Annotated in this window: 26 protein-coding genes; 17 read left to right on the top strand and 9 right to left on the bottom strand. The window is 72.9% G+C overall.

Annotated elements, in window-relative coordinates; translation table 11 throughout:
* Positions 1-26: 26 nt before the first annotated feature.
* Complete coding sequence (locus tag BM223_RS11085) at positions 27-626, bottom strand: DUF6891 domain-containing protein (RefSeq protein ID WP_052138396.1); 600 nt, start codon at positions 624-626, stop codon at positions 27-29.
* A 58-nt stretch (positions 627-684) separates the two neighbouring features.
* On the opposite strand from BM223_RS11085, the gene BM223_RS11080 reads away from it, so the two are divergent.
* The 9 genes from BM223_RS11080 (at position 685) to BM223_RS11040 (ending at position 7,970) form a co-directional block, all read left to right on the top strand.
* Positions 685-1,395, top strand: coding sequence for a hypothetical protein (locus BM223_RS11080; RefSeq protein ID WP_038677831.1), 711 nt, complete (start codon positions 685-687; stop codon positions 1,393-1,395).
* A gap of 36 nt (positions 1,396-1,431) precedes the next feature.
* Positions 1,432-2,529 (top strand): succinyl-diaminopimelate desuccinylase, encoded by a 1,098-nt coding sequence (dapE, locus tag BM223_RS11075; RefSeq protein WP_141267203.1) that lies wholly within the window; start codon positions 1,432-1,434, stop codon positions 2,527-2,529.
* Positions 2,526-3,254, top strand: coding sequence for an LOG family protein (locus tag BM223_RS11070; RefSeq protein ID WP_038677833.1), 729 nt, complete (start codon positions 2,526-2,528; stop codon positions 3,252-3,254). Before dapE ends, BM223_RS11070 begins: the two co-directional genes overlap by 4 nt.
* Before the next feature lie 9 nt (positions 3,255-3,263).
* Positions 3,264-3,626, top strand: a complete 363-nt coding sequence (locus tag BM223_RS11065) for a DivIVA domain-containing protein (protein ID WP_235319215.1) — start codon at positions 3,264-3,266, stop codon at positions 3,624-3,626.
* A 10-nt stretch (positions 3,627-3,636) separates the two neighbouring features.
* Positions 3,637-4,215: a hypothetical protein gene (locus BM223_RS11060; protein ID WP_038677834.1), complete on the top strand. Its 579-nt coding sequence runs from the start codon at positions 3,637-3,639 to the stop codon at positions 4,213-4,215.
* A gap of 65 nt (positions 4,216-4,280) precedes the next feature.
* Positions 4,281-5,702 (top strand): hypothetical protein, encoded by a 1,422-nt coding sequence (locus tag BM223_RS11055; RefSeq protein WP_038677835.1) that lies wholly within the window; start codon positions 4,281-4,283, stop codon positions 5,700-5,702.
* Positions 5,699-6,088, top strand: a complete 390-nt coding sequence (locus BM223_RS11050; RefSeq protein ID WP_038677836.1) for a hypothetical protein — start codon at positions 5,699-5,701, stop codon at positions 6,086-6,088. The genes BM223_RS11055 and BM223_RS11050 overlap by 4 nt, the downstream gene beginning before the upstream one ends.
* Positions 6,089-6,210: 122 nt before the next feature.
* On the top strand, positions 6,211-6,378 hold the full coding sequence (locus tag BM223_RS11045; protein ID WP_075018558.1) for a DUF3117 domain-containing protein: 168 nt from the start codon (positions 6,211-6,213) through the stop codon (positions 6,376-6,378).
* A complete protein-coding gene (locus BM223_RS11040; protein ID WP_082003603.1) occupies positions 6,375-7,970 on the top strand; it encodes a leucyl aminopeptidase family protein in 1,596 nt (531 codons plus the stop codon). The genes BM223_RS11045 and BM223_RS11040 overlap by 4 nt, the downstream gene beginning before the upstream one ends.
* Positions 7,971-8,036: 66 nt before the next feature.
* On the opposite strand, the gene BM223_RS11035 is transcribed toward BM223_RS11040, so the two are convergent.
* Positions 8,037-8,693: an O-methyltransferase gene (locus tag BM223_RS11035; protein ID WP_052138398.1), complete on the bottom strand. Its 657-nt coding sequence runs from the start codon at positions 8,691-8,693 to the stop codon at positions 8,037-8,039.
* Positions 8,694-8,858: 165 nt separating this feature from the next.
* On the opposite strand from BM223_RS11035, the gene sigE reads away from it, so the two are divergent.
* Genes sigE through BM223_RS11020 form a run of 3 tightly spaced genes read left to right on the top strand, consistent with a single transcriptional unit; the run spans position 8,859 to position 11,495 of the window.
* Entirely contained in the window at positions 8,859-9,470 is a 612-nt protein-coding gene (gene sigE / locus BM223_RS11030; protein ID WP_038683930.1) for an RNA polymerase sigma factor SigE, read from the top strand.
* Positions 9,467-9,994, top strand: coding sequence for an anti-sigma factor (locus BM223_RS11025; RefSeq protein ID WP_052138399.1), 528 nt, complete (start codon positions 9,467-9,469; stop codon positions 9,992-9,994). Before sigE ends, BM223_RS11025 begins: the two co-directional genes overlap by 4 nt.
* A gap of 43 nt (positions 9,995-10,037) precedes the next feature.
* The gene (locus tag BM223_RS11020; protein WP_052138400.1) at positions 10,038-11,495 is read left to right on the top strand and encodes a S1C family serine protease; all 1,458 of its coding nucleotides are present in this window, start codon (positions 10,038-10,040) and stop codon (positions 11,493-11,495) included.
* A 35-nt stretch (positions 11,496-11,530) separates the two neighbouring features.
* Here BM223_RS11020 and BM223_RS11015 read toward each other — a convergent pair whose 3' ends face one another.
* The 3 genes from BM223_RS11015 to BM223_RS11005 form a co-directional block, all read right to left on the bottom strand.
* Positions 11,531-11,716 carry a hypothetical protein gene (locus BM223_RS11015; protein ID WP_038677837.1) on the bottom strand — a complete coding sequence of 62 codons (186 nt, stop codon included), beginning with the start codon at positions 11,714-11,716 and terminating at the stop codon, positions 11,531-11,533.
* Between the two features lie 121 nt (positions 11,717-11,837).
* Positions 11,838-12,383, bottom strand: a complete 546-nt coding sequence (locus BM223_RS11010; protein WP_038677838.1) for a hypothetical protein — start codon at positions 12,381-12,383, stop codon at positions 11,838-11,840.
* Positions 12,384-12,398: 15 nt separating this feature from the next.
* The gene (locus BM223_RS11005; protein WP_038677839.1) at positions 12,399-12,647 is read right to left on the bottom strand and encodes a helix-turn-helix domain-containing protein; all 249 of its coding nucleotides are present in this window, start codon (positions 12,645-12,647) and stop codon (positions 12,399-12,401) included.
* Between the two features lie 192 nt (positions 12,648-12,839).
* Between BM223_RS11005 and BM223_RS11000 the strand changes: the two genes are divergently transcribed.
* Complete coding sequence (locus BM223_RS11000) at positions 12,840-13,406, top strand: hypothetical protein (protein ID WP_052138401.1); 567 nt, start codon at positions 12,840-12,842, stop codon at positions 13,404-13,406.
* A 10-nt stretch (positions 13,407-13,416) separates the two neighbouring features.
* Positions 13,417-14,640, top strand: coding sequence for a CpaE/TadZ family protein (locus BM223_RS29735; protein WP_038677840.1), 1,224 nt, complete (start codon positions 13,417-13,419; stop codon positions 14,638-14,640).
* Here BM223_RS29735 and BM223_RS10990 read toward each other — a convergent pair.
* Positions 14,630-15,952 (bottom strand): hypothetical protein, encoded by a 1,323-nt coding sequence (locus BM223_RS10990; protein WP_038677841.1) that lies wholly within the window; start codon positions 15,950-15,952, stop codon positions 14,630-14,632. The genes BM223_RS29735 and BM223_RS10990 overlap by 11 nt on opposite strands.
* A complete protein-coding gene (locus BM223_RS10985; RefSeq protein WP_038677842.1) occupies positions 15,949-16,308 on the bottom strand; it encodes a hypothetical protein in 360 nt (119 codons plus the stop codon). Before BM223_RS10985 ends, BM223_RS10990 begins: the two co-directional genes overlap by 4 nt.
* A gap of 144 nt (positions 16,309-16,452) precedes the next feature.
* Between BM223_RS10985 and BM223_RS10980 the strand changes: the two genes are divergently transcribed.
* Positions 16,453-17,910, top strand: coding sequence for a wax ester/triacylglycerol synthase family O-acyltransferase (locus BM223_RS10980; RefSeq protein WP_235319216.1), 1,458 nt, complete (start codon positions 16,453-16,455; stop codon positions 17,908-17,910).
* Positions 17,911-17,933: 23 nt separating this feature from the next.
* On the top strand, positions 17,934-18,095 hold the full coding sequence (locus BM223_RS28930) for a hypothetical protein (protein ID WP_158510189.1): 162 nt from the start codon (positions 17,934-17,936) through the stop codon (positions 18,093-18,095).
* On the opposite strand, the gene BM223_RS10975 is transcribed toward BM223_RS28930, so the two are convergent.
* Together BM223_RS10975 and BM223_RS10970 are read right to left on the bottom strand one after the other, a co-directional pair.
* Positions 18,092-18,574, bottom strand: a complete 483-nt coding sequence (locus BM223_RS10975) for a DUF2505 domain-containing protein (protein ID WP_052138402.1) — start codon at positions 18,572-18,574, stop codon at positions 18,092-18,094. The genes BM223_RS28930 and BM223_RS10975 overlap by 4 nt on opposite strands.
* Positions 18,575-18,576: 2 nt before the next feature.
* On the bottom strand, positions 18,577-19,059 hold the full coding sequence (locus BM223_RS10970; RefSeq protein WP_038677844.1) for a DUF2505 domain-containing protein: 483 nt from the start codon (positions 19,057-19,059) through the stop codon (positions 18,577-18,579).
* A gap of 68 nt (positions 19,060-19,127) precedes the next feature.
* Between BM223_RS10970 and BM223_RS10965 the strand changes: the two genes are divergently transcribed.
* Positions 19,128-24,065: an NAD-glutamate dehydrogenase gene (locus tag BM223_RS10965; RefSeq protein WP_052138403.1), complete on the top strand. Its 4,938-nt coding sequence runs from the start codon at positions 19,128-19,130 to the stop codon at positions 24,063-24,065.
* Positions 24,066-24,074 lie beyond the last annotated feature (9 nt).

Raw genomic sequence — 24,074 nt, 5'->3', positions numbered from 1 at the left:
CGGTCTAGGTCTCGCCGGCGCGAGACCTAGGCCGGCAGCGGCTTGCGCCAGTCGCCGATCTCGACCTCGATGCGCGAGGTGGTCTCGCCGTCCCAGGCGACCGTCAGCCCCTGGGCACGCAGCCGGTCGACGACGGTGCCGGCGATCTCCTCCTCGGCCACCTCCCGGTCGAACGCGCCGTAGGCCAGGTAGAGGCGGCCGTCGGCGATCCGCTCGGTGTCCTGCTGGTGGAAGAACGTGTAGCCGCGCTCGTCGCGCGCCGGGCCCCGCTCGTCGTCGATCTCGGCGTGCCCGCACGTCTGGCAGCACGTGAAGTCCATCCGGCCGACGATCCCGTCGCCGGCCAGCGCCGCGAACGCGCTCGCCAGCCGTGCGTGGTCGTCGGTCCCGCTCCCGGACCCGACCGCGACGGCGCGCGCGGCCCACGCCGCCCGCACGATCTGCTCGACCCGCGCGGTGGGCGGGCCGTCGCCGTCGAAGTACTCCGTCACCTGCTCGACGGCGTCCGCGAGGTCGAGGAAGCCCGCGTGCACCACGGCCTCGGCGTGCTCGCGCACCTCCGCCTCGGTGGTCGCGGGGCGGGCCGGCCGCTCGACCGGGGGCCGCTTCTTCCAGAACGGGCGCATGCCCCGACCCTAGGGGGACGACGTTTGGGGCGAACCCGCCCGGCGCAGGATGCCCCCCATGCCCCTCCTGATCACCCGGATGACGCGCGCTCTCGTCGGTCTCGCCGTGGCCGCCGGACTGGCCGTCGTCGTCGCCGCGCCGCCGGCGCAGGCCACCAACGCCACCTGCACCAGCTCGCCGCGCTGGGTCGCGTCGCACGCCACCTGGGGCGTGCCCAGCCGGATGCGGGTGACCTACGGCGAGCACTTCTCGTTCTCGGCCCAGCTCGACACCCACTGCGTGGGCAACACCGACCCGGTGCAGGGCACGATCTGGGCCGGCGACACCCAGTTCCAGGTCTCGGCCGACCGCGGCCGGACCTGGCGCACGGTCGACTCCGAGCCGTCGTACCTGGTCCGCTGGGAGGGCACCTGGTCGATCAAGCGGGCGGTCTGGGTGCGGGTGCACACGACCGGCGGCCGGTCGTACGCGAACGACACCTGGGCGCCGTCGACGTCCTCGGTCGTGAAGCTGTCGGTCGCCCGCCACGCCACGCTCCGGGTGAGCGGTACCCGCGCCAAGGTCGCGGTGGCCCCCGCGAAGTCGATCCGCGGCCTGCGGGTGGCCGTCCAGGTCAAGCGCCAGGGCAAGTGGCGCACGGTGCAGCGGCCGAGGGCCTCGCGTCGCGGCGTCGCCGTCGCGCGGCTGCCCCGGGCGAGCCAGGGCGCGCCGGTCCGGGTGGTGCTGCCGGCCGCGCGCGGCCTGGCGCGCTCGGTCGTGCGTCCCTGAGCGCCGGGCGAACCCGGTGCTGGTTGACTGTCACCCGTGCCTCCGATCGACCTGACCGCCGACGTCGTCACCCTGACCCGCCAGCTCGTCGACATCGAGTCGGTGAGCCGTGACGAGCAGGAGATCGCCGACGCGGTCGAGACCGCGCTGCGGAGCCTGTCCCACCTCGAGGTGATCCGGCGCGGTCACACGGTGGTCGCGCGCACTGCGCTGGGCCGCCCCTCGCGGGTGGTGGTGGCCGGCCATCTCGACACGGTGCCGGTCAACGACAACTTCCCCAGCCGGTACGACGAGGCGGCGGGCATCCTGCACGGCCTCGGCACGTGCGACATGAAGGGGGGCGACGCCGTCATCCTCAAGCTCGCCGCGACCGTCACCGAGCCGGTGCACGACGTCACCTACGTCCTCTACGAGGCCGAGGAGATCGAGTCGGAGTTCAACGGCCTGCGGCTGCTGGCCGAGTCCGACCCGGAGCTGCTCGAGGCCGACTTCGCGATCCTGATGGAGCCGTCCAACGCGGGCGTCGAGGCGGGCTGCCAGGGCACGCTGCGCGTCGAGGTCCGCACCCGCGGCGAGCGCGCGCACTCCGCGCGGAGCTGGCGCGGGGTCAACGCGATCCACGGCGCCGGGGAGGTGCTGCGCCGGCTCTCCGCGTACGACGCGCGGCGCCCGGTGATCGACGGCCTCGAGTACCACGAGGGCCTCAACGCCGTCGGCATCAGCGGTGGCGTCGCGGGCAACGTCATCCCCGACGAGTGCGTGGTGACGGTGAACTACCGGTTCGCGCCCGACCGCTCCGAGCAGGACGCGCTCGCCTACGTCCGGGAGTTCTTCGACGGCTTCGAGATCGCCCTCACCGACACCGCCCCCGGTGCGCTGCCCGGCCTCGACCGGCCCGCCGCCCACGCCTTCGTCGAGGCCGTCGGGGGAGAGGTGCACCCCAAGTTCGGCTGGACCGACGTCGCCCGCTTCACCGCGCTCGGCGTGCCTGCCGTCAACTACGGTCCCGGGGACCCGATGCTGGCCCACAAGCAGGACGAGCACGTCGAGGTCGCCCAGATCCGGCGCTGCGAGCAGCAGCTCGCGGCCTGGCTGCACGGCGAGACCACCCCCACCACGGAGGAGAACGCATGACCAGGCGCAGTGGCCCCGGCCCCCGTCCCAGCGCGGGACGCCCCGAGGGATCGACCACCGACCAGCGACTGCTCGACAGCCGCGGCGACAGCGGATGGGTGCACACCGATCCCTGGCGGGTGCTCAAGATCCAGGCCGAGTTCGTCGAGGGCTTCAACGACCTCGCCGAGGTCGGCCCGGCCATCTCCGTGTTCGGCTCGGCCCGGATCCCGGCCACCCACCCGGCGTACGACATCGGGGTGCGGGTGGGCGGCGCGCTCGCGAAGGCCGGCTTCGCCGTCATCACCGGCGGCGGTCCCGGCGCGATGGAGGCGGCCAACAAGGGCGCGATCGAGGCCGGCGGCGAGAGCGTCGGGCTCGGCATCGAGCTGCCCTGGGAGGCCAAGCTCAACGACTACATCACCTTCGGGCTCAACTTCCGGTACTTCTTCGTCCGCAAGATGATGTTCGTCAAGTACAGCCAGGGCTATGTCGTCCTGCCCGGCGGGCTCGGCACGCTCGACGAGCTGTTCGAGGCGATGACGCTCGCCCAGACGCTCAAGATCACCCAGTTCCCGATCGTCCTGATGGGCGTGGAGCACTGGCAGGGTCTGCTCGACTGGATGCAGGGCTCGATGCTCGAGGACGCCCGCATCAAGCAGTCCGACCTCGACATGCTCACCCTCACCGACGACGTCGACGAGGCGGTCGCGCTCATGGTCGCCGCGCGCGACGTGCACGGCTGAGGCGCGGGGATGTCCCATCCGATGATGTGGGTGTTCGCGGTGCTCATCGTGCTCGCGATGGGCGGGGTCGCGCTCCTCGCTGCCGGGCACGGCGAGCCGATGCGCACGGCGTACGACGACCGCCCCGACGCCCTCGTCCCGTCGGACCGGCCGATCGGACCCGGCGACCTGCGCACCGTGCGCTTCTCGCTGGCCTTCCGCGGCTACCGGATGTCGGAGGTCGACGCGCTCCTGCAGCGCCTGGCCGGTGAGATGGACCGCGCCGCCCGGCCCCCGGCGCCACCGGCCGAGCCGGCCGAGCCGGCCGAGCCGGCCGAGCCGGTTGACGAGACCGTCGAGCCGGCTGACGAGGCCGTCGAGGCCGCCGAGTAGGTTCGCGACCATGCGTGCCGCTCTCGGGACCCTCGCCGTCCTCACCCTGCTCGCCACCGCCGGCTGCTCCGGCGGCGACGACGAGCCCGCGGCCGACCCCACCGGTGCCGCCTCCGACCCGGCGAGCTCCGGCTCCGGGCAGCCCGCCGACGTGTGCGCCGTCGTCACCGACGAGCAGGCCGCCGACTGGGCGGGCGCGGTGCGCACCGTGAAGCCGCAGAGCGAGCTCTCCGGGGCCCTGCACTGCGCGGTGGACACCGAGCTCGGCGACCCGATCAGCATCGAGTGGGACCTGCACCCCAGCGCCGAGAAGCTCGACCGGGTGCTCAGCACCGAGCTGCAGCCGGGGCTGGCGACCGCGCAGGTCGACCTCGACGGCACCACCGTCACCGAGGCCACCGGGAAGTTCGCGGCCTGGACCTACGCCCAGGAGTTCGTGCCCCTCGACGAGGGCACGCTGGTGGTCGAGGTCTTCGCGCACCGCGACCACGTGGCGGCCGGGACGCCGCAGCGGCTGCGGACGATCGCGCGCGAGCTCGCGTCGTCCTACCTGGCCGTTCCCGGTTTGTCGATCGACCTCCCCGGGTAGGCGGCCCGCCGGCAGGGCGGTGCTCCCACCGACCGCCGGCAGCGACCGTACCGGGACGGAGAACGATGACCATCGACCTCGAGATCAACTGGGGCAACCTCGAGCAGCTGCTCACGGTGTTCGACGACGTCGGCGCCGACTCGGAGAAGATCCGCGACTACGCGAACACCTGGGTCTGCAGCAAGGAGGGCTTCGACTACGACCTCTGCGCGCTCAAGCCGATCGCCGACGTGATGCCCACGCTGCAGGGCTACTTCACCGACATGCAGACGTTCTTCGCCGGGCGCTGGTCCGGCGTGCGCGACGCCGTCGTCCTCTCGGCCAAGGACATCGACCTCACCGACGGCGCGGTCAACCACACGTTCCTCAACCTCGCCGCCGGCATCGCCGAGGACGGCGGGGCGCCCGACGTCGCCGCGGCCATCGAGGCGCTCAAGCTCGACCCGGTCCCGATCGACCTCAGCGAGCCCGAGAAGGGCGGCGAGCAGCTCGCCGGCAAGCACGACGACAGGTTCCAGGTCGCCAGCGACACCTGGGACGGCTTCCGCGACACCATCAACTCCGGCATCGACGGCATCAACTGGGCGATCGGCGTCGCCCGCGACGCCGGCGTCGACATCGCCGACGTCCCCAAGCTGCCCACCGACAGCCTGCGCGAGATGATCGTCTACCCGCTCTCGGGCAACTACGAGGTCATCCAGCGCAACGGCAACGCCTGCACGATCATGGGCCAGGCGATGCGCGACTGGGGCACCAACTTCAGCCTGCTCTCCGGCAAGACCACGCTCGCGCTCAAGGGCCAGGCCTCCCTCGGCCTGATCGCCCAGCTCAACGCGTACAACCTGGTCCTCAAGGCCGTCGGCACCGGGCTCGCCCAGGGCGAGCACGTCTACGCGTGGGTCGCGAAGGTCTCCGAGGAGATCGCGATCGTGGTCGAGAAGGTCATGGTCAAGATGAGCCTCAAGCTGGCCAAGGTGGCCTCGCGGATCGGCTCCAAGGCGGTGCCGATCATCGGCTGGGTCTCGCTCGCCTGGGACATCATCGACAAGGGCTTCGCGGCGATCACCGACATCTGGAACGACATCCAGGAGCTCATCCAGATGATCGAGGACTGCAAGCAGCTCGTCGACGAGGTCGACGCCTGGGCCCAGGTCGCGGCCGACCGGCTCAAGGTCTTCGAGAAGATCCTCGACCTGGTCAAGGAGCTGCCCGGCGTCAACGTGGGCGGCGGCATCGACTCCCTCAAGGCCAACCTCGACCAGATCACCAAGAACCTCGAGGACGTCCCGAGCTTCGACGAGTCGGTGAGCGGCGCGCAGGACAAGCTCAACGACGCGATCGACGACCTGGCCGGCCTGCACCCCGAGGACTCGGGCGACTTCGACGACGACGATGACGACGACGACTCGGTGATCCTCGCGCCCGGGCCGTTCGAGGGCACCTATCCCGGCTCCGGCTCCGGAAGCTCCAGCGGAGGCTACGTGTGAGTGGCCCGTCGTCGTACGACGCCAGCGAGGGGGCCGCGGAGCAGCCCAGCCTCGCCGCGCTCGAGACCCGTGCCGCCGAGGAGGCGCTGCGGACCGCGCTCGACCGGGTCCGCGAGGACCTCGCCGCGATGGACGAGCGCGAGCGCGACGAGCCCCTCGACGCGGGCGTCGTGACGGTCCTCGAGCGGATCGCCGGCGCCCCCGACGCACCCCTCGAGTACCGCTCCATCCACGGCCGGATCGGCCGCGGGAGCCTGACCTGGAGCGGGCTCTGGCACGACCCGGAGCAGGAGGGCCCTGCGGGCCGGCAGCTGGTCCTGGACGCCGTCCGGGTGCTCGCCACCGAGGTCGTCATGCCCGCGCCCGGAGGCGCCACGGAGCGTTGAGGTACACCCAAGGGCGAGTCTCGGCTGCGCGCCTTGTGTGGCATAGGCGATAATGGTCACGCGCACAGTCGGGTGCACAGGGTGCTCGACAGCTCGCAGAGGTAGTGGAAGAGGGGTGCCGCATGGCGGCGATGAAGCCTCGGACCGGTGACGGTCCGCTCGAGGTGACCAAGGAGGGTCGCGGCATCGTGATGCGCGTCCCGCTCGAGGGCGGCGGCCGACTGGTGGTCGAGCTCAACGCCGAGGAGGCCTCCGCGCTCGGCGACGCGCTCAAGAACGTGGTCGGGTGACCTCCCCGGTCACCACCCGCACGTCCGGCCCGGTGCTCCCGGGCCAGGTCTCACCCCCCGAGTTCGCGGCCAGCGAGCTGCTGCCCGGCGCGATCACCGGCGTCGACGTCGTCGCGCTGCCCGTGCTCCCGGGGGACGACGGCGGCATCCTGCTCGGGCTCGGCGCGGCCGAGCTCGCCGACGACCTCGCCCTCGACCTGGTCGGGATCGCCGAGGTGCACGGGCTGACCGGCGTCGCCGGCGAGGTGGCGACCGTGCCCGTCCCCGACGGGGTCCCGGCCAATCCCGCGCTGCGCCTGGTGCTGCTCGTCGGCGTGGGCGCCGCCCGGCCCGCCGACCTGCGCCGGGCCGGGGCCGCGATGGCCAAGGCCGCGCGCGACCGCGCCGCCGTGGTGACCTCGATCCCGGCCGTCGCCGAGGACGCCGCTCCCGACGACCAGGTCGCGCTCGAGGCCTTCGTGGCCGGCACCATGCTCGGCTCGTTCGTCTTCCACTGGCGATCCACCGGCCCCGAGCACACGCCCGTGCGGCGCGTCGTGCTCGCCGGCGCCCCGGCCGCCACCGACCGCTCGGCGCTCGAGCGCGCGGTCGCCCTGGGCGGCGCGGGCTGGCGCTCGCGGCTGCTCGCGACCGTGCCGTCGAACCTCAAGAACCCCGCGTGGCTGGCCACGCAGGCCGAGGAGGTCGCCGCGGCTTCCGGTCTCGGCGTGCGGGTGTGGGACGAGAAGGACCTGGCCGACGAGGGCTTCGGCGGCATCCTCGGCGTCGGCGCCGCCTCGGCCACGCCGCCGCGCCTGATCCGCCTCGACTACACGCCGGCCGGCGTGTCGGCCCGGGCGGCCAAGAAGCTGCCCGTCGTCGTCCTGGTCGGCAAGGGGATCACCTTCGACTCCGGTGGTCTCTCCATCAAGCCGGGTGCCTCGATGGGCTCGATGAAGCGCGACATGACCGGCGGTGCCGTCGTCCTCGCGACGATGGCCGCGCTGGCCGACGTCGACTGCCCGGTCCGGGTGATCGGCCTCATCGCGGCCGCCGAGAACGCCATCTCCGGCAGCGCGCTGCGTCCCGGCGACGTGCTCACCCACTGGGGCGGGCGCACCACCGAGGTCGGCAACACCGACGCCGAGGGCCGGCTGGTCCTCGCCGACGCGCTGGCCTACGCCGTCAGCGAGCTCGACCCCGCGCTCGTCGTCGACATCGCGACCCTGACCGGCGCCGTCAAGGTGGCGCTCGGCCAGCAGATCGGCGGCCTCTTCGCCACCGACGACGCGCTCGCCGCCGCGCTCAGCGCCGCCGGCGAGCGGGCCGGCGAGCCGCTGTGGCGCTTCCCGCTCTACCGCGGCTACGACGACAAGCTGGCCTCCAAGGTCGCCGACGCGAGCAACGACCCGGGTGGGGCCGGCGCCATCACGGCCGCGCTCTTCCTGCGGCCGTTCGTGGGCGACGTCCCGTGGGCCCACCTCGACATCGCCTCGGTCGGCGACGTCGAGAAGGAGTCCTACGAGTGGACCGTCGGGCCCTCCGGCTTCGGCTCGCGCCTGCTGCTGTCGTGGCTGGGCTCGCCCGAGCCCCTCGCCGGCCTGACGCCCTGACGTCGTACCGGACGAAATGGTCGTCGATCGGGTGATCTGACGACCATTCTGTCCGGTACGACGGTCTCAGTCGGACTCGGGGACCCACTCCTTCTTCGCCACGAGCAGGCCGTCGCCGACCGGCAGTAGCGCGGGGACCAGGCCCTCGGTGGCCGCGACCTGCGCGACCAGGTCGCGGATGGCGACGGTCTCGTCGTCGCGCTGGGCCGGGTCGGCGACCCGGTCGTGCCACAGCGCGTTGTCGAAGGCCACCACGCCGCCGGGGCGCAGCAGCCGCAGCGCCTCGGACAGGTAGGCGCCGTACTCGCGCTTGTCGCCGTCGGCGAAGACGATGTCGTAGTGCCCGTCGGTCAGCCGCGGGAGGACGTCGAGCGCGGAGCCGGCGATCGTGCGCACCCGCTGGGGCGCGATCCCGGCGTCCTTGAAGGACTCCCGGGCCAGGCGCTGGTGCTCGGCCTCGACGTCGACCGTGGTGAGCACGCCGTCGGGGCGCATGCCGCGCAGCAGCCACACGCCGGAGACGCCGGTGCCGGTGCCGATCTCGACGATCGCGCGGGCCTCGAGCACCGCGGAGAGGAAGCGCAGCGTGGCGCCGGTGCCGGCGCCGATGGGGACCACGCCGACCTCCTCGGCCCGCGCGCGGGCAGCAACGAGGACGTCGTCCTCGTCGACGTAGGTGTCGGCGAAGGTCCAGCTGGTCGCGTTGATCGGTGTCGGAGCCACGGGCTCACCCTATTGCGTCCGGCGCCCGGGGGACCGGAGCCGACGCCGGGGGAACACCCGATCGTTGTCGATCGTTGGGGTATTTCACAGGGAACCCTCAGTTCCCACCCCTACGGTGAGAGGAGCCAGGACACCTTGGCACTGATCCAGCGGAAGAAGGCCACGATGAAGGAGCCCGTCGATCCCCACCCCCAGCCCGCCGGGCAGGGGCCGTCCGACCTGGACTGGGGCACCATCGTCGAGCAGCACTCCGACCGTGTCTACCGCCTGGCGCTGAGGCTGACCGGCAACCGGCACGACGCCGAGGACCTCACCCAGGAGGTGTTCGTCCGCGTCTTCCGCTCGCTGCACACCTACACCCCCGGCACGTTCGAGGGCTGGCTGCACCGGATCACCACGAACCTCTTCCTCGACCAGGCCCGCCGCAAGCAGCGGATCCGCTTCGACGCGCTCTCCGACGAGCGCGCCGCCCGGCTCGCGAGCGCCGAGCTGGCGCCCGAGACGGCCTACGCCGACCAGACCTTCGACGACGACGTCGCCGCCGCGCTGGCCGACCTCCCGCCCGACTTCCGCGCCGCCGTCGTCCTGTGCGACATCGAGGGGCTCAGCTACGAGGAGATCGCCGAGATCCTCGGTGCCAAGCTCGGCACCGTCCGCTCGCGCATCCACCGTGGCCGGGCGCTGCTGCGCACCGCGCTCGCGCATCGCGCCCCGACCGCCGGCCGGACCCGCTTCGCCGGCCCGGCCCCGGTGACGGTCGGGGGAGCCGCCTCGTGATCGGCCACCTCGGCAACCGGGTGAGCGCCCTCCTCGACGGGCAGCTCACCGCACGGGAGACCGAGGAGGCCTGGGCCCACGTCTACCACTGCCACGCCTGCCGTGACCTCGTCGAGCGCGAGGGCTGGGTCAAGACCCGGCTGGCCGGCCTGTGCTCCTCCGGCGGCGCGGCCGACCGCGGCGCGCCGTCCGACCTCAAGGGCTCGCTGCTGAGCATGCCCCCGGGCGACGCCTTCCTCGCCGACGCCGCCGCGGCGGGCTCCGGCACGGGCGCGAACCGGCGACCCACCGGCGCCGTCATGCTCGGCGGCGGCGCCATCGGCGCGGCCATGCTCGGCGTGATCGCGCTGGGCTTCGGCGTGGGCTCGGCCCCACCCGCCGACCGGCGTCCGCCGGCCACCCAGATCAACACCAGCGTGCCGAGCGCCCCGGCCACCCCGTCGCCCACCGCGCCCGCGACCGGCAGCACGCCGAGCGGCTTCTCGGCCAACCTGCCGGTGCCGGTGCGCCGGATGCTGCCCTGACCTGCGGTCCCCGTGATTCGGCACCATCGGACATGATGGTCCCGTGAACGACGCGCACGAGCCCGACCGAGAGCCCAGCGGGCCCGAGCCGACCGAGCTGGCCGAGCCGAACGAGCCGACTGAGGCGAACGCGCCGACTGAGGCGTCGCCCTGGGCGCCGCCCGGCGCCACGGCCGTGCCGCTCGCCGAGAGCGCGCCGCTCACCCCGCCCTCGCACCCGGCGCCCGAGGCGCGCCCCGAGCCGACCACGCCGCTCCCGATGGCGCCCTCGCTGCTGCCTCCGCCGCCCTCGGTCCCGCCCACGGCGGCCGACCTCACCGTCCGCTTCCCCGGCAGCGGCGGCCCCGGTGGGCCTGGCGGTCCTCCGGCCCCCGGCAGCCACCGCTCCGGACGCCCGGCCGGCTGGATGTGGCCGGCCATCGCCGCGCTCGCCCTCGTCGTCGGCCTGGGCGGCGGCGTGCTGGGCGCGCTCGTCTACGACAAGGTCGCCGACGACGCGCCGTCCGGTCCGGCGTACTCCGACCAGGGCCTGGGGGGCGTCGACCTCGAGAAGGACGCCCCGCTCGCCGCTCCCGGCTCGGTCGCCGCGGTGGCCCAGGCGGTGCTGCCGAGCACGGTCCAGATCATCGCCGACTACAAGGGCCAGTCGGCCGGCGCCAGCGGCTCGGGATGGGTGCTCGACAAGAACGGCCACATCGTCACCAACAACCACGTCGTCGCCGACGCGGCCAAGAACGGCGGCGAGATCACCGTCCTCGACCACGAGCGGAACCGCTACCGCGCCAAGGTGGTCGGCCGCAGCCCGGTCTACGACCTCGCGGTGCTCTACGTCGAGAAGCACGACAAGCTCACCCCGGCCAAGCTCGGCTACTCCAGCAAGCTCCAGGTCGGTGAGCCCGTCGTCGCGATCGGCTCGCCCCTGAACCTGCCCGACACGGTGACCTCGGGCATCGTCAGCTACCTGCACCGCCCGGTCACCACCGGGGCCTCGGCCGACGAGTCGTCGTACATCGACGCGGTGCAGACCGACGCCGCCATCAACCCGGGCAACTCCGGCGGTCCGCTGGTCAACCAGAAGGGCGAGGTGATCGGCGTCAACTCCGCCATCGCCACCGCCGGTGGCGGCTCGATCGACTCCGAGGCCGGCAACATCGGCGTCGGCTTCGCGATCCCGGTCGAGCAGGTCCGGGTGACCGCCGACCAGATCCTCAAGACGGGCAAGGCGCAGTACCCGCTCATCGGGGCCAACGTGAGGCCCAACTCGGGCCCCGACGGCAAGGGTGCGGTGCTCGAGTCGATCCAGAAGGGGAGCCCGGCGAGCAAGGCCGGCCTGCAGGCCGACGACGTGATCCTCGCCGTCAACGGCCAGGAGGTCTACGACAGCGTCGACCTCGTCGTCGTCATCCGCACCCACCAGCCCGGCGAGACGATCGAGCTCACCCTCGAGCGCCGTGGGAAGTCGATGAAGGTCGAGGTCGAGCTCGCGGGCAAGGACGGCTGAGCCCCCGCTCGGCGGCGTGAGTCGGCGCCGGTCTGTCAGGCCGTCAGCAGCGACAGGACGACGGGCGCCAGCCCGAGCAGTGCCGCGCACGCGACGACGGTGCGTCGTCCGGCCGCGGACCTGAGCCGACCCCGCGACTCGAGCCCAGCCACCACGAGGACGAGGGCGGCGAACGCGACGAGGAAGGGTCCGGCGGTGAGCGTCAGCGCACGAGTGAGCACGAGGCTGAAGAGGACGTAAGCCAGCAGGAAGGAGCCGGCCGCGGCGGGAAGGACGGGGGCCGTCCGGTTCCGCGCGCGGTCCAGCTCGTTCCGGCCCGGGATGCGGCTCAGAGCGGCCGCCTCAGAAGCAGTTGTCGGCGACCGTCGAGATGCCGAGGATCTCGGCGGCGAGGCCCGGGGCAGCTTTGCGCACGTCCGACCAGCTGCCTGCCTTGACCAGCAGCTCGGCCGTCGTGCGGATGCCGCCGAGCTCCTTGACGAACTTGAAGGCCTTGGCCATCGGCACGATGGCGAGCGTCACCGACGCCACGCACTTCGTCACCTTCCAGGTCGCCGACCAGAAGCCCGGGTCGCCGAACCAGCCCCAGCCCCAGCGGACGGCCACGGCGCGAGCGTTGGCGGTGCAGGAGACCACCCGGGACGAGCCGTCCTCGAAGATGCGCGCGGTGTAGTTCTGGCACCTGGGGAGCGGGTGGCTCTTGCGCGGTCGCAGGTTGATCTCACGGGTGATGGCCTTGAACTTGCGCGACCCGCTGGTGAACTTGACCGTGCGGTAGCGGCACCGGGCCTCGGCCCGCCGGCAGTCCTTGGTCGCTGCGAGGCGCTCCGTCTGGCTGGCTGGGCTCGCCGACGGGGCCGAGATGGAGTGCGAGTGCCAAGGCTTCACGATCGTCCTGGGAGGTCAACGCACCTCGGGCTCGCTGTCGACGAACGGGTGCTCGGCGACGTACTGCGCCGCGGCCCGGTACTGCTGCTGGATGTACTCCTCGAGCCGGCTGCCCTCGACCCGCCACTGGCCGCGTCCGCCGATCTTGATCGCGGGCAGCTCGCCGCGGCGGACCAGCGCGTAGACCTGCGCGCTCGAGGTGTTGAGCACCTCGGCGACGTCGGCGAGCGTGAGGAACCGGGGGCTGTCCGAGGGGAGTCCCATGGGCCCATCGTCGCACCCGGGCCGGGTGTCCGCAGCCGGGCGCGGGGGGCCTGTGGATGACCGGATGCGGTGGGGGCCGCGGGACTGCATGATGAGCGGGTGTCCAGAGATCTCGGGAACGTGACGGGCACGCCTGCTCCACCGCCTGCGCAGCGGGTGGTGCGTCCGGCATGGCGTGACCCACGGTTGTGGATGGGTGTCCTGCTCGTGGCGGGCTCGGTCGTCGTGGGGGCGCGGCTGCTGGCGGCGGCCGACGACACGGTGGCGGTGTGGGCGGTCCGGGACGAGCGAGGGGCCGGGACGCCGGTCCGCGACGACGACCTCGTCGTCGAGCGGGTCCGGTTCACCGACGCCGCCGCGCAGGAGCGCTACTTCGGTGCCGACCGCCCGGTGCCGGACGACGTCGTGCTGGTCCGGGCGGTGGGGGCCGGCGAGCTGCTGGCCCGGACGGCGGTCGGGCCGGCCGCGGCGACCCCGGTGCTGCGCGTGCCGATCGAGGTCGACCCCCACCGGGTGCCGCCGGACGTCGGGGCGGGCTCCGTGGTCGACGTGTGGGTGAGCGAGGGGCCCGGGCAGCCCGCGGTCCGGCCGGCGCTCAGCGCGGTGACCGTCCTCGCCGCCCCGTCGTACGACGACACGTTCGGCGTCACCGGTGCGCGCCAGCTCGTCGTCGCCGTCGACGACGACCGGGCGGCGGCGTTCGAGCGGCTGCTGGGCGGTCTGCAGGACCCGGTCGTCCGGGTGCTGCAGCGCTCGTGAGGCGACGCTCGTGATCGTCGTCCTCCTGGTGTCGACGGGGGAGTCCTGGGAGTCGCGGGCGCTCGCCGCGCTCGCGGACCACCCGGGCACCGTCCTGCTCAAGCGCTGCGTCGACGTCGCCGACCTGCTCGCCGCCGCGCGCACCGGCCAGGCGGAGGCGGCCGTGCTCGCGGTCGACCTGCCCGGTCTCGACCAGGGGGTGGTCGACGAGCTGCGCCGCGAGGGCGTCCGGGTGCTCGGGGTCGCGGACGACCCGGGCCACACGGCGCCGCGGGCGGCCCGGCTGGGCGTCGCGACGGTGCTGTCCGCGGCGCGGGTCGACGAGCTCGGCCCGGTGCTCGCCGCGCTGCCCGACGACGACCTCCCGCCGCCGCCCGCCACGGCGACCACCACCGCGACGATCCCGCGCGCGGCGCTGCCGCCGCCCGCGCCGGGGCGTCCCGGCCGGGTGCTCGCGGTGTGGGGGCCCGGCGGTGCACCGGGCCGGACCACGCTCGCCACCGGCCTGGCCGGCGAGCTCGCCCGCCGGGGGCTGAGCACGCTGCTGGTCGACGCCGACCCCTACGGCGGCGCGGTGGCCCAGCAGCTCGGCATCCTCGACGAGGTCTCCGGGCTGCTCGCCGCGACCCGGCTGGCGGCGGCGGGGAGCCTGGACGAGCGCTTCGCCGCGACCCAACGCCGACTCACCGACCAGCTCCGGCTGCTCACCGGGCTCCCGCGTCCCGACCGCTGGCCGGAGGTCCGCGCGGGGGCGCTCGCCGCGCTGCTGGAGCGGGCCCGGCACGAGGGTCAGGTGGTCGTCGACACCGGCTTCGCGCTGGCCCCGGACCCCTACGGCGACCCCGGTGGCAGCGCCCGTCCCGACCGCGACAGCCTGACCCGCGAGGCGCTCGAGGCCGCCGACGACGTCGTGCTCGTCGGCGCCGCCGACCCCGTCGGGCTGGCCCGGCTGGCCCGGGCGCTGGGCGAGCTGGACGAGCACCTGCCGGGCACGCCGGTCCGGGTCGTGGTCAACCGGATGCGGTCCACGCTCGGCTGGCGCGAGGCCGACGTGGTGGGTCTGCTCGACGGCATCGGCCGGCACGAGGGCGTCCACTTCCTGCCCGACGACCAGGCCGCCGTCGACCGGGCACTGGTCGCCGGCCGGCTGCTCGTCGAGTCCGGCGACTCCGCGCTGCGGCGTGCGCTGGCCCGGCTCGTCGACGCGCTGGCCGGCGTCCCCGCTAGGCGCTGAACAGCAGGTAGAGGCCGCCGGCGGTGAAGCCGACCATCACCACGAGCAGCGGCAGCTGCCCGATCACCTGGTCGCGCTTCGGCAGCAGCGTCAGCGCGCGGTCGTGTGCGGCGACCGCACCCACGACATGGCCGATCACCACGGCCAGCACCTTGATCGTGGCCAGGAGGGTCGGGTGGTACGAGAACCAGTACGACGGCTCGAGCCCCGCCGTCCCGAGGATGTCCCAGCCCTTGCCGAACGGGTCGCTGGCGCGGGCGAGCGTCTGGGTGCCGACGTCGATGAAGAGCGTCAGGTAGTGGGCCAGGATGTAGCCGAGGATGATCGGCGCGATCGAGTGCGCATAGCGCCGCGGCAGCTGCCAGCGCGGGTAGTGCGCGGCCGACGTCGTCAGGGCGCACGCGGCCCCGAGCAGCACGCCCGCCACCACGCAGAAGCCGACCAGCGCGACGTTGTCGATGACCGCCTTGCTCACCGAGGCGTTCTGGTAGAACTTCACCCAGAACGAGGACTCGCCGAACGAGTCGAAGGCGGTGCTGCCGAAGAGCACGGCCACGACGCCGACGAGACCCGGCTTGGCCGGCACCGTCGCCAGGTTCGCCAGGGGGCTGCGCAGCCGGAGCTGCCCGTCGACCCGGGCCCACGGCGAGAGCTTGCCGATGAGCGACGAGTAGACCTCGAACGGGTCGGCGTTCTCGTAGAAGCGGTTGCCGAAGACGGCGCCGCCGACCAGCATCACGCCGACGTAGAGCGCGCACCACAGGCGCACCGTGCCGAGCTCGGTCGGGTGGGTCGAGGCGAGCTCGAGCCAGACGAACGCGAAGAGCCCGATGGCGGCCGGCCAGTAGCCGAGCCGCTCGGGGTAGTCGCGCAGCCCGGTCTCGGGGTCGCCCCCGGAGATCTTGGCGAGCGCGGCGTTGATGGTGCGAACGGGGCTGATCGCCTTCCACACCGGGCCGAGCAGCGCCGAGGCGAAGACCAGGCCGACCCACCACCAGACGTAGACCATCCCGAAGAACGGGTTGGTCAGCGAGTCCTGGCCGAAGACCGCGGTGGCCACGGCGAAGACCGCGAGGATCATGCCGACGGTGCGGGTGAGGACGAGGAAGCCGGGCGCGCCGGTGACCCGGTCGAGCAGGCCCCAGGCGGCGCGCCCGGCGGCCGGGACGTCGTACCGGGGCCGGCGCCAGGCGACGATGAGGATCGTGAACGAGACGACGAGGGCCGCCACGGCGCCGGAGACCGCGAGCTCCAGCGGGATGGGCAGGTCGGCCTGCCCACCGATGCCGTGGGCCTGGAGGTCGCCGGTCACCGGACTTCGAGCTGGACGATGATCTGCGGCGGGTCGTGCGACTCGACCTCGATCACGCCCGGACGGTCGATGGTGATGGGGAACGTCTTGGTTCCCTCGTCGTAGGCGAACTCCTGCTCGGGGTCGGAGTGCATGTGCAGCGAGCCGGCGCGGTCGGCGGTCACCACGAGGTCGACGGGCTGGCCGGCGCCGACCTTGACCCGGTCGCCGGTGGGGGTGATCTTGCCGTCCTTGACGGTGATGTCGATCACGACCGTCTTGCCGGTGCTCGCCTTGTCGTCGGAGCCGCACGCCGAGACGGCCCCCAGCAGAGTGACGGTGGCGAGCGCCGCGCCGATCATGCGCAGCCGCTGCATGCATTCCTCCTCGTCAGGACACCCCTGGACGTACCCACGGATGCTCGGGTTCTCTGTCAGAATCTCACGGAGACCCCAACGGCGGCGGGATGGGGCCGTCGCCGATCGTGATGGGGATCTGTCCAGAGGCTGGAGGACGACGTGGTGGACCGGGTGCGACCGCGCGACCTGACGTTCCTCGAGGAGGAGTCCCCGGAGACGCCCCAGCAGAACGCGACGATCGAGATCTTCGAGCCCGGCGAGGGCCCGGACGCGCTCGACCACGCCCGGCTGGTGGCGCTGATCCGCGACCGGATCGCCTTCGTTCCGCGCTACCGCCAGCGGCTCCAGGCGGTCCCCGGCCACCTCGCCAACCCGGTCTGGGTCGACGACGAGAAGTTCGACCTCGCGTTCCACGTGCGCCGCTCCGCGCTCCCGCGCCCCGGCAGCTCGAGCCAGCTGCTCGAGCTGGTCTCGCGGATCGTGTCCCGCCCCCTCGACCGCACCCGCCCCCTGTGGGAGATCTACTTCGTCGAGGGCCTCGAGGACGGCCGGGTCGCCGTCCTCTCCAAGACCCACCAGGCACTGGTCGACGGCGTGCACACCGTCGACCTCGGCCAGCTGCTGCTCGACCTGCAGCCCGAGGCCCGCGCGCTCGAGCCCGACGACTGGGCGCCGCGCCGCTCGCCCAACCCGGCCACCCTGCTGGGCGGCGCGGTCCGCGAGAACCTCACCGACCCGGGCGTGCTGCTCGACTCCGTCCGCACCGGCTCCCGCGCGCTGGCCCGCACCGCCGACCAGCGCAGCGAGCGGGCCCGCTCCTTCCTGGCCGCCGCGGCCGGCCGTCGTCCCAAGTCGCGCGGGGTGATCAACGGGCCGCTCTCGCAGCAGCGCCGCGTGGTCACCGTCGCGACCCGGCTCACGGACTACCGCCTGATCCGCGAGGCCCACGGCGGCACCATCAACGACGTCGTCCTCGCCACCGTCACCGGCGCGCTGCGTGCCTGGCTGATGACGCGCGCCGAGTCGCTCGGCGGGCTGCGCCAGGTCCGTGCCGTCGTCCCGGTCTCGGTGATCGACGAGGAGCTCGAGGCCACCTCGCTCGGCAGCCAGATCGCGGCCCACTTCGTCGACCTCCCGGTGGGGGAGCCGAGCCCGATCGTGCGCCTGCACCAGGTGTCGTACTCGTTCCAGGCGCACAAGGACACCGGCCGCAGCGTCGCCGCCAACCGGCTCGCCGGCATCGCCGGCTTCGCGCCGACGACCTTCCACGCGATCGGCTCGCGGGTCGCCGCGATCGAGCTGCGCAAGGGCTACCAGCTCTCGGTCACCAACGTCCCCGGACCGCAGGCCCCGCTCTACGCCGCCGGCGCCCGGATGGTCGCCAGCTACCCGGTCCCGCCGCTCACCCCGGGACACCCGCTCGCCATCGGCGTGACGTCGTACGACGGCGGGGTCTACTACGGCATCACGGCCGACCGCGACTGGATCCCCGACGCCGAGGTGCTCGGCGCCTGCGTCCGCGAGGCCCTCGACGAGCTCATCGACGTCTCGTCCCCGACCCGCCAGCGCGCGCCCCGCGGACGCCGTACCACCAAGGGGACGTCGAAGCGCGACTCCTGACCCGCGGTGCGACGATGGACCTCGTGATCCCCCTCCACCTCGGTGCGCTGCACCCCGTCGAGCAGATCGCCACGATGGTCCTGGCGTTCGGGCCGTTCGTGGTGCTCGGGATCGTCATCTACTTCCGCCGGCGGGCGGAGGCGCGGGACGAGGCCGAGCACCACGACGCTCCCGGAGGGGCCTAGCGGCTCAGCCAGGCCTTCCCGGTCCGCTCCTCGGAGCGCAGCGCGCTGCCGAGCAGCTTGGCGAGGAGCTCGTCGATCTTCCCGGCCACGAGCGGGATCTTGACCTTGATCTCGAGCTCGACGGTCTCGGTGGTGACGTCATCGACCTCGGTCAGGATCGCGGTGCCGCGGATCTCGCCGGGCTTGCCGGGGATGCCGACCTCGATCGTCGCCTGGTAGGCGTCGGCCCAGGTCTCGGTCTGCACGATCGTGGTCGTGGCGCCGACGAACTTCTTGGCGAACGAGGGCACCTTGTCGGTGGGCTGCTCCATCTCGACCCGCACGGCCTTGGCGTCGACCCCGCCCTCGATCTCGACCGAGTACGACGTCGCGCGCTGGTTGCGGCACACCTCCTCGCGGAAGACGGGGTCGGAGAGCATGGCGGCGACCTCGCTCGCCGGGGCGTCGTACACCATCTTGTGGACCAGGCGCGTGGCCATCGTCAGCGGTCTCCCTTCAACCAGGACACGCCCACGGAGTACTCCACGGACAGCCCGGCGTCGATGTTGTCGGTCATCAGCTTCTCCAGCCTGCCACCCACCAGCGGCACCTTGACGGTGACCTCGAGGTCGACGACGTGCTTCGTCGCGCCGCCGTCGGCCACCAGGGTGACCGTGCCGGCGGCCCGGGTCGGCTTGCCCGGAGCAGTGATCTCGATCGTCCCCGACGTGGGGTCGGACCACTCCTCGCGGACCACCGCCTGCGTGGTGTCGCCGGCGATCTTCTTCGCGATGGCGGGCAGGCCGGCCGTGTTCTGGACCTGGTCGACGACCAGGCTCACGCCGGTGCCGGCGGGCGTCGCCGTGACGGTCACGGAGACGACCTGCTGGGCGGCGGCGACCTTCTCGCGGAAGGCGGGATCGGCGAGCATCGCGAAGACCTCGTCGGGCGCGGCGTCGTAGGCCAGCTCACGGCTGTATCGCATACGAGACATCATGTCGTACCGCCGTGTTGTCGCCCGCAACTTGGAGGTCCTACTGTCGAGGTGTGTCAATGACGACGCTGCCTTCCTCTGCTGCCCATTCCGACCGAGACCGCATCTTCGAGCAGGCCGCTGCCGCGGCCGCGCCGAACAAGGGGAGCGGAGGGCCGCCGCGCGACGCCTTGCCGGCCCTGCTCCCGGCGTACTACCGCCACGTCGCGACCGAGGAGCTCGCGAGCCGTACCGACGTCGACGTCTACGGTGCCCTCGCCTCCCACCACCACCTGGCGCTCGACCGCGACCCGGGCGTGGCGAAGGTCCGGGTCTTCACCCCGACGGTCGCCGAGCACGGCTGGTCCGCGGCCGGTCACTCCGTGGTCGAGGTGGTCGTCGACGACATGCCGTTCCTCGTCGACTCGCTGACCATGGAGCTCTCCCGCCAGCTCCACGACGTGCGCGCGGTCATCCACCCCACCTTCGACGTTCGACGCGACGAGAACGGCCGCCTCCTCGAGGCCGAGCCGGTCGCGTCGGGCTCGACCGCACCGGTCGAGGGGACGATCCGCGAGTCGTGGATGCACATCGAGATCCCGCGGCTCAGCGGCGAGGGCGACGACGCCCCCGAGCGGGTGGCCGACGCGTGCCGCCGGGTCCTCGGCGACGTCCAGGCGTCGGTCGACGACTGGCCGCAGATGCAGGAGCGGGTCTCCGAGACCGTCGCCTCCCTGACCTCCGACCCGCCGCCGCTGCCGGACGACGAGGTCCGCCAGGCCGGCGCGCTGCTCGCCTGGCTGGCCGACGAGCACTTCACCTTCCTCGGCTACCGCGAGTACGTCCTCGACCGGGTCGCGCTCGACGGCGAGCCCGAGGACGACGTCCTGCGCCCGGTCCCGGGCACCGGTCTCGGCATCCTGCGCGAGAGCCCCGCCGAGGGCGACACCTCGATCGCGTTCAGCCGGCTGCCCGAGGCGGTCAAGGCCAAGGCGCGCGAGAAGACCCTGCTCGTGCTGGCCAAGGCCAACTCCCGCTCCACGGTGCACCGCCCGGCCTACCTCGACTACGTCGGGGTCAAGACGTTCGGCCCCGACGGCGAGGTCGTCGGCGAGCGCCGCTTCCTCGGCCTGCTCTCCAGCGCGGCCTACACCGAGTCGCTGCTGCGCATCCCGCTGCTGCGCGAGAAGGCCGACGAGGTCCTCCTCCGCAGCGGGTACGACGCCCGCAGCCACGACGGCGCCGCGCTGCTCGACACGCTCGAGACCTACCCGCGCGACGAGCTCTTCCACACGCCGGTCGACGAGCTCGGCCCCATCGTCGAGGCCGCGATGCAGGCGCGGGAGCGCCGTGCGGTGCGGCTCTTCATCCGCCGCGACACCTACGCGCGCTACCTGTCGGTGCTCGTGTACCTGCCGCGCGACCGCTACAACACGGGCATCCGGCACAAGTTCGTGCAGATCCTGACCGAGCAGATCGGCAAGGGCCGGATCGGGCCCGAGTCGGTCGAGTTCAACGTCAGCATCAACGAGTCGACGACGGCGCGGGTGCACTTCGTCGTCCACCTGCCCAAGGGCGAGCTGATCCCCGACGACATCGACACCGCCGACCTCGAGCGGCGCCTCATCGACGCCTCCCGCTCCTGGCAGGAGGACTTCCTCCAGGCCGTCATCGCCGAGTACGGCGAGGAGGCCGGCGCGCTGCTCGGCCGCCGCTACCTCGACGCCTTCCCCGAGGCCTACAAGGAGGACTTCAGCGCTCGCACGGCCGCGGTCGACCTCGCCCGGATCGAGGGCATCGCCGGCGACGAGGGGCGCGACCAGTCGCTCTACGCCGAGGTCGACGCCGCCGACGGCGAGGCCCGCCTCAAGATGTTCCGCGTCGGCGAGCCGCTGTCGCTGAGCGCGGTGCTGCCGATGCTGGCCTCGATGGGGGTCGAGGTCGTCGACGAGCGTCCCTACACGCTCAGCGGCCTGGGCCGGATGACGCACATCTACGACTTCGGCCTGCGCTACGGCGGCCCGCTGCCCGACCACGCCCGCGAGCTGTTCGCCGACGCGCTGCGCGCGATGTGGGACGGCTACACCGAGACCGACGGCTTCAACCGGCTCGTGCTCGCGGCCCGGCTGACCTGGCGCCAGGCGATGCTGCTGCGCGCCTACGCGCGCTACATGAAGCAGGGCAACAGCCCGTTCTCCGTCGACTCGATCGAGCAGGCGCTCGTCGACAACGTCGACCTCGCCCGGCTGCTCGTCGCGCTCTTCGAGACCCGCTTCGACCCGGCGGTCGGCGACGACCGCGACGGGCGCGAGGCGGCACTCGTCGAGCAGGTGCGGACGGCGCTCGACGGCGTGGTCAGCCTCGACCACGACCGCATCCTGCGCTCCTACCTCACCCACATCCAGGCGACGCTGCGCACCAACTACTTCCAGCGCGACGGCGAGAGCGCCACCGCCAAGCCCTACCTCTCGCTCAAGCTCGAGCCGTCGGCGATCCCGGACCTGCCCGAGCCGCGGCCCAAGTACGAGATCTTCGTGTACTCGCCACGCGTCGAGGGCGTGCACCTGCGCTTCGGCAGCGTCGCGCGCGGCGGCCTGCGCTGGTCCGACCGGCGCGACGACTTCCGCACCGAGGTGCTCGGCCTGGTCAAGGCGCAGATGGTCAAGAACACCGTCATCGTGCCGGTCGGCGCGAAGGGCGGCTTCTACGCCAAGCAGCTGCCCGACTCCTCCGACCGCGAGGCGTGGCTGGCCGAGGGCGTGGCCTGCTACAAGACGTTCATCCGCGGCCTGCTCGACGTCACCGACAACCTGGTCGGGGGCGCGACGGTGCCGCCGGCGGACGTCGTCCGGCACGATGGGGACGACTCCTACCTCGTCGTCGCCGCCGACAAGGGCACGGCGACCTTCTCCGACATCGCCAACGGCGTCGCCGCGGACTACGGCTTCTGGCTGGGCGACGCGTTCGCCAGCGGCGGCTCGGTTGGCTACGACCACAAGGCGATGGGCATCACCGCCAAGGGCGCCTGGGTCTCGGTGCGCCGGCACTTCCGCGAGATGGGCATCGACTGCCAGAACGAGGACTTCACCGTCGTCGGCATCGGCGACATGTCCGGTGACGTCTTCGGCAACGGCATGCTCTGCTCCGAGCACATCCGGCTGGTCGCGGCGTTCGACCACCGCGACATCTTCATCGACCCCGAGCCCGACGCCGCGGCGTCGTACGCCGAGCGGAAGCGGCTCTTCGAGCTGCCCCGGTCGAGCTGGCAGGACTACGACAAGAGCCTGATCTCCGCCGGCGGCGGGGTCTTCTCGCGGCGGGCCAAGTCGATCCCGGTCAACGCGCAGATCCGAGCCGCGCTCGGCATCGCCGGTCACGTCGAGCACATGACGCCGGCCGAGCTGATGCGCGCGATCCTGCTCGCTCCGGTCGACCTGCTCTGGAACGGCGGCATCGGCACCTACGTCAAGGCCTCCACCGAGACCGACGCCGACGCGGGCGACAAGTCCAACGACGCGATCCGCGTCGACGGCGGCCAGCTGCGGGTGCGATCCGTGGGCGAGGGCGGCAACCTGGGCTTCACCCAGCGCGGCCGGATCGAGTACGCCCGGGACGGTGGGCGGATCAACACCGACTTCATCGACAACTCCGCCGGGGTCGACACCTCCGACCACGAGGTCAACCTCAAGGTCCTGCTCGACCGGGTCGTCGCCGACGGCGACCTGACCGGCAAGCAGCGCAACGAGCTGCTCGCCTCGATGACCGACGAGGTCGCCGAGCTGGTGCTGCGCGACAACTACGAGCAGAACCTGGCGCTCGCCAACGCGGCCAAGAACGCCGTCTCGCTGCTGCACGTCCACGAGCAGTGGATGCGCGACCTCGAGTCGCAGGGCCTGCTCGACCGCGAGCTCGAGGCGCTGCCGCCGACCCGCGAGGTGAAGCGCCGGATCGAGGCCGGCGACACGCTCAGCCAGCCCGAGCTGGCGGTGCTCATGGCGTACACCAAGATCGTGCTCGCCGAGGAGCTGCTCGCCTCCGACCTTCCCGAGGACCCGTACCTGACCCTCGACCTGCAGTCGTACTTCCCGGCGCCGGTGCAGAACGGCTTCCTCGACCAGATCGGCGAGCACCCGCTGCGTCGCGAGATCATCGTGACCCAGGTCGTCAACGACCTGGTCAACGGCGCCGGCATGACGTACTGGCCGCGGCTGGCGGGCGAGACCGGGGCGAGCGCCGCCGAGCTCACCCGGGCCAACTTCGTCGCCCGCGAGATCTTCGGCTCCCTCGACCTGCGCCAGGAGCTCGAGCAGTACGACAACGTGCTCGACGCCGCCGTCCAGACCCGGATGCGGGTCGAGATGCGGACCCTGGTCGAGCGCGCGTCGCGCTGGCTCGTCACCAACCGGCGGCCCCCGCTCGACAGCCAGGGCAACGTGGAGTTCTTCGCGGCGCACGTGCAGGAGACGATGCTCGAGCTGCCGCAGCTGCTCACCGGCGCCGAGCTCGCGGCGTACGAGGCCCGGCGGCGCTCGCTCGAGAGCCAGCAGGTGCCGCAGGACCTCGCCGCGCGGGTGGCCTCCTTCGACGTCGCCTACACGCTGCTCAACATCGTCGAGATCGCCGACGAGGCCGAGCTCGAGCCGGCCGAGGTGGCCCGGGTCCACTTCGCGCTGGGGGAGCGGCTGGGCCTGTCCGTGCTGCAGCAGCGGATCGTGGCGCTGCCGCGCGACGACCAGTGGCAGACGATGGCGCGGGCCGCGCTGCGCGACGACCTCTACACCGTCCACGCCCAGCTCACCGGCGAGGTGCTCGCCGCGACGAGCGAGAGCAGTGCGGCCGAGGCCGACGACGACGACCCGCTCGCCGCCGCGGCGCGCCGGGTCGCCGCCTGGGAGGCCGAGGCAGGCGGGGTGGTCGACAAGGCGATCGCCGCGCTGACGGCGGTCTGCAGCGACGAGCCGGCCGACATCGCCAAGGTGTCGGTGGGCCTGCGGGTCGTGCGAGGTCTGCTCACCTGACCCGTCTAG

The organism is Pimelobacter simplex (genome assembly GCF_900114845.1).
GTDB classification, from domain to species: domain Bacteria; phylum Actinomycetota; class Actinomycetes; order Propionibacteriales; family Nocardioidaceae; genus Nocardioides; species Nocardioides simplex.
The sequence above is the reverse complement of the archived record's forward strand: the minus strand, read 5'-3'. Positions and strand labels throughout refer to the sequence as shown.

Excerpts from the sequence above, each read along its gene's own strand:
- BM223_RS11085 (WP_052138396.1), bottom strand. The coding sequence starts at position 626 with ATGCGCCCGTTCTGGAAGAAGCGGCCCCCGGTCGAGCGGCCGGCCCGC.
- BM223_RS11080 (WP_038677831.1), top strand. The coding sequence starts at position 685 with ATGCCCCTCCTGATCACCCGGATGACGCGCGCTCTCGTCGGTCTCGCC.
- BM223_RS11070 (WP_038677833.1), top strand. The coding sequence starts at position 2,526 with ATGACCAGGCGCAGTGGCCCCGGCCCCCGTCCCAGCGCGGGACGCCCC.
- BM223_RS11065 (WP_235319215.1), top strand. The coding sequence starts at position 3,264 with ATGTCCCATCCGATGATGTGGGTGTTCGCGGTGCTCATCGTGCTCGCG.
- BM223_RS11060 (WP_038677834.1), top strand. The coding sequence starts at position 3,637 with ATGCGTGCCGCTCTCGGGACCCTCGCCGTCCTCACCCTGCTCGCCACC.
- BM223_RS11055 (WP_038677835.1), top strand. The coding sequence starts at position 4,281 with ATGACCATCGACCTCGAGATCAACTGGGGCAACCTCGAGCAGCTGCTC.
- BM223_RS11045 (WP_075018558.1), top strand. The coding sequence starts at position 6,211 with ATGGCGGCGATGAAGCCTCGGACCGGTGACGGTCCGCTCGAGGTGACC.
- sigE (WP_038683930.1), top strand. The coding sequence starts at position 8,859 with ATGAAGGAGCCCGTCGATCCCCACCCCCAGCCCGCCGGGCAGGGGCCG.
- BM223_RS11005 (WP_038677839.1), bottom strand. The coding sequence starts at position 12,647 with ATGGGACTCCCCTCGGACAGCCCCCGGTTCCTCACGCTCGCCGACGTC.
- BM223_RS11000 (WP_052138401.1), top strand. The coding sequence starts at position 12,840 with ATGGGTGTCCTGCTCGTGGCGGGCTCGGTCGTCGTGGGGGCGCGGCTG.
- BM223_RS10985 (WP_038677842.1), bottom strand. The coding sequence starts at position 16,308 with ATGCAGCGGCTGCGCATGATCGGCGCGGCGCTCGCCACCGTCACTCTG.
- BM223_RS10975 (WP_052138402.1), bottom strand. The coding sequence starts at position 18,574 with ATGGCCACGCGCCTGGTCCACAAGATGGTGTACGACGCCCCGGCGAGC.
- BM223_RS10970 (WP_038677844.1), bottom strand. The coding sequence starts at position 19,059 with ATGCGATACAGCCGTGAGCTGGCCTACGACGCCGCGCCCGACGAGGTC.
- BM223_RS10965 (WP_052138403.1), top strand. The coding sequence starts at position 19,128 with ATGACGACGCTGCCTTCCTCTGCTGCCCATTCCGACCGAGACCGCATC.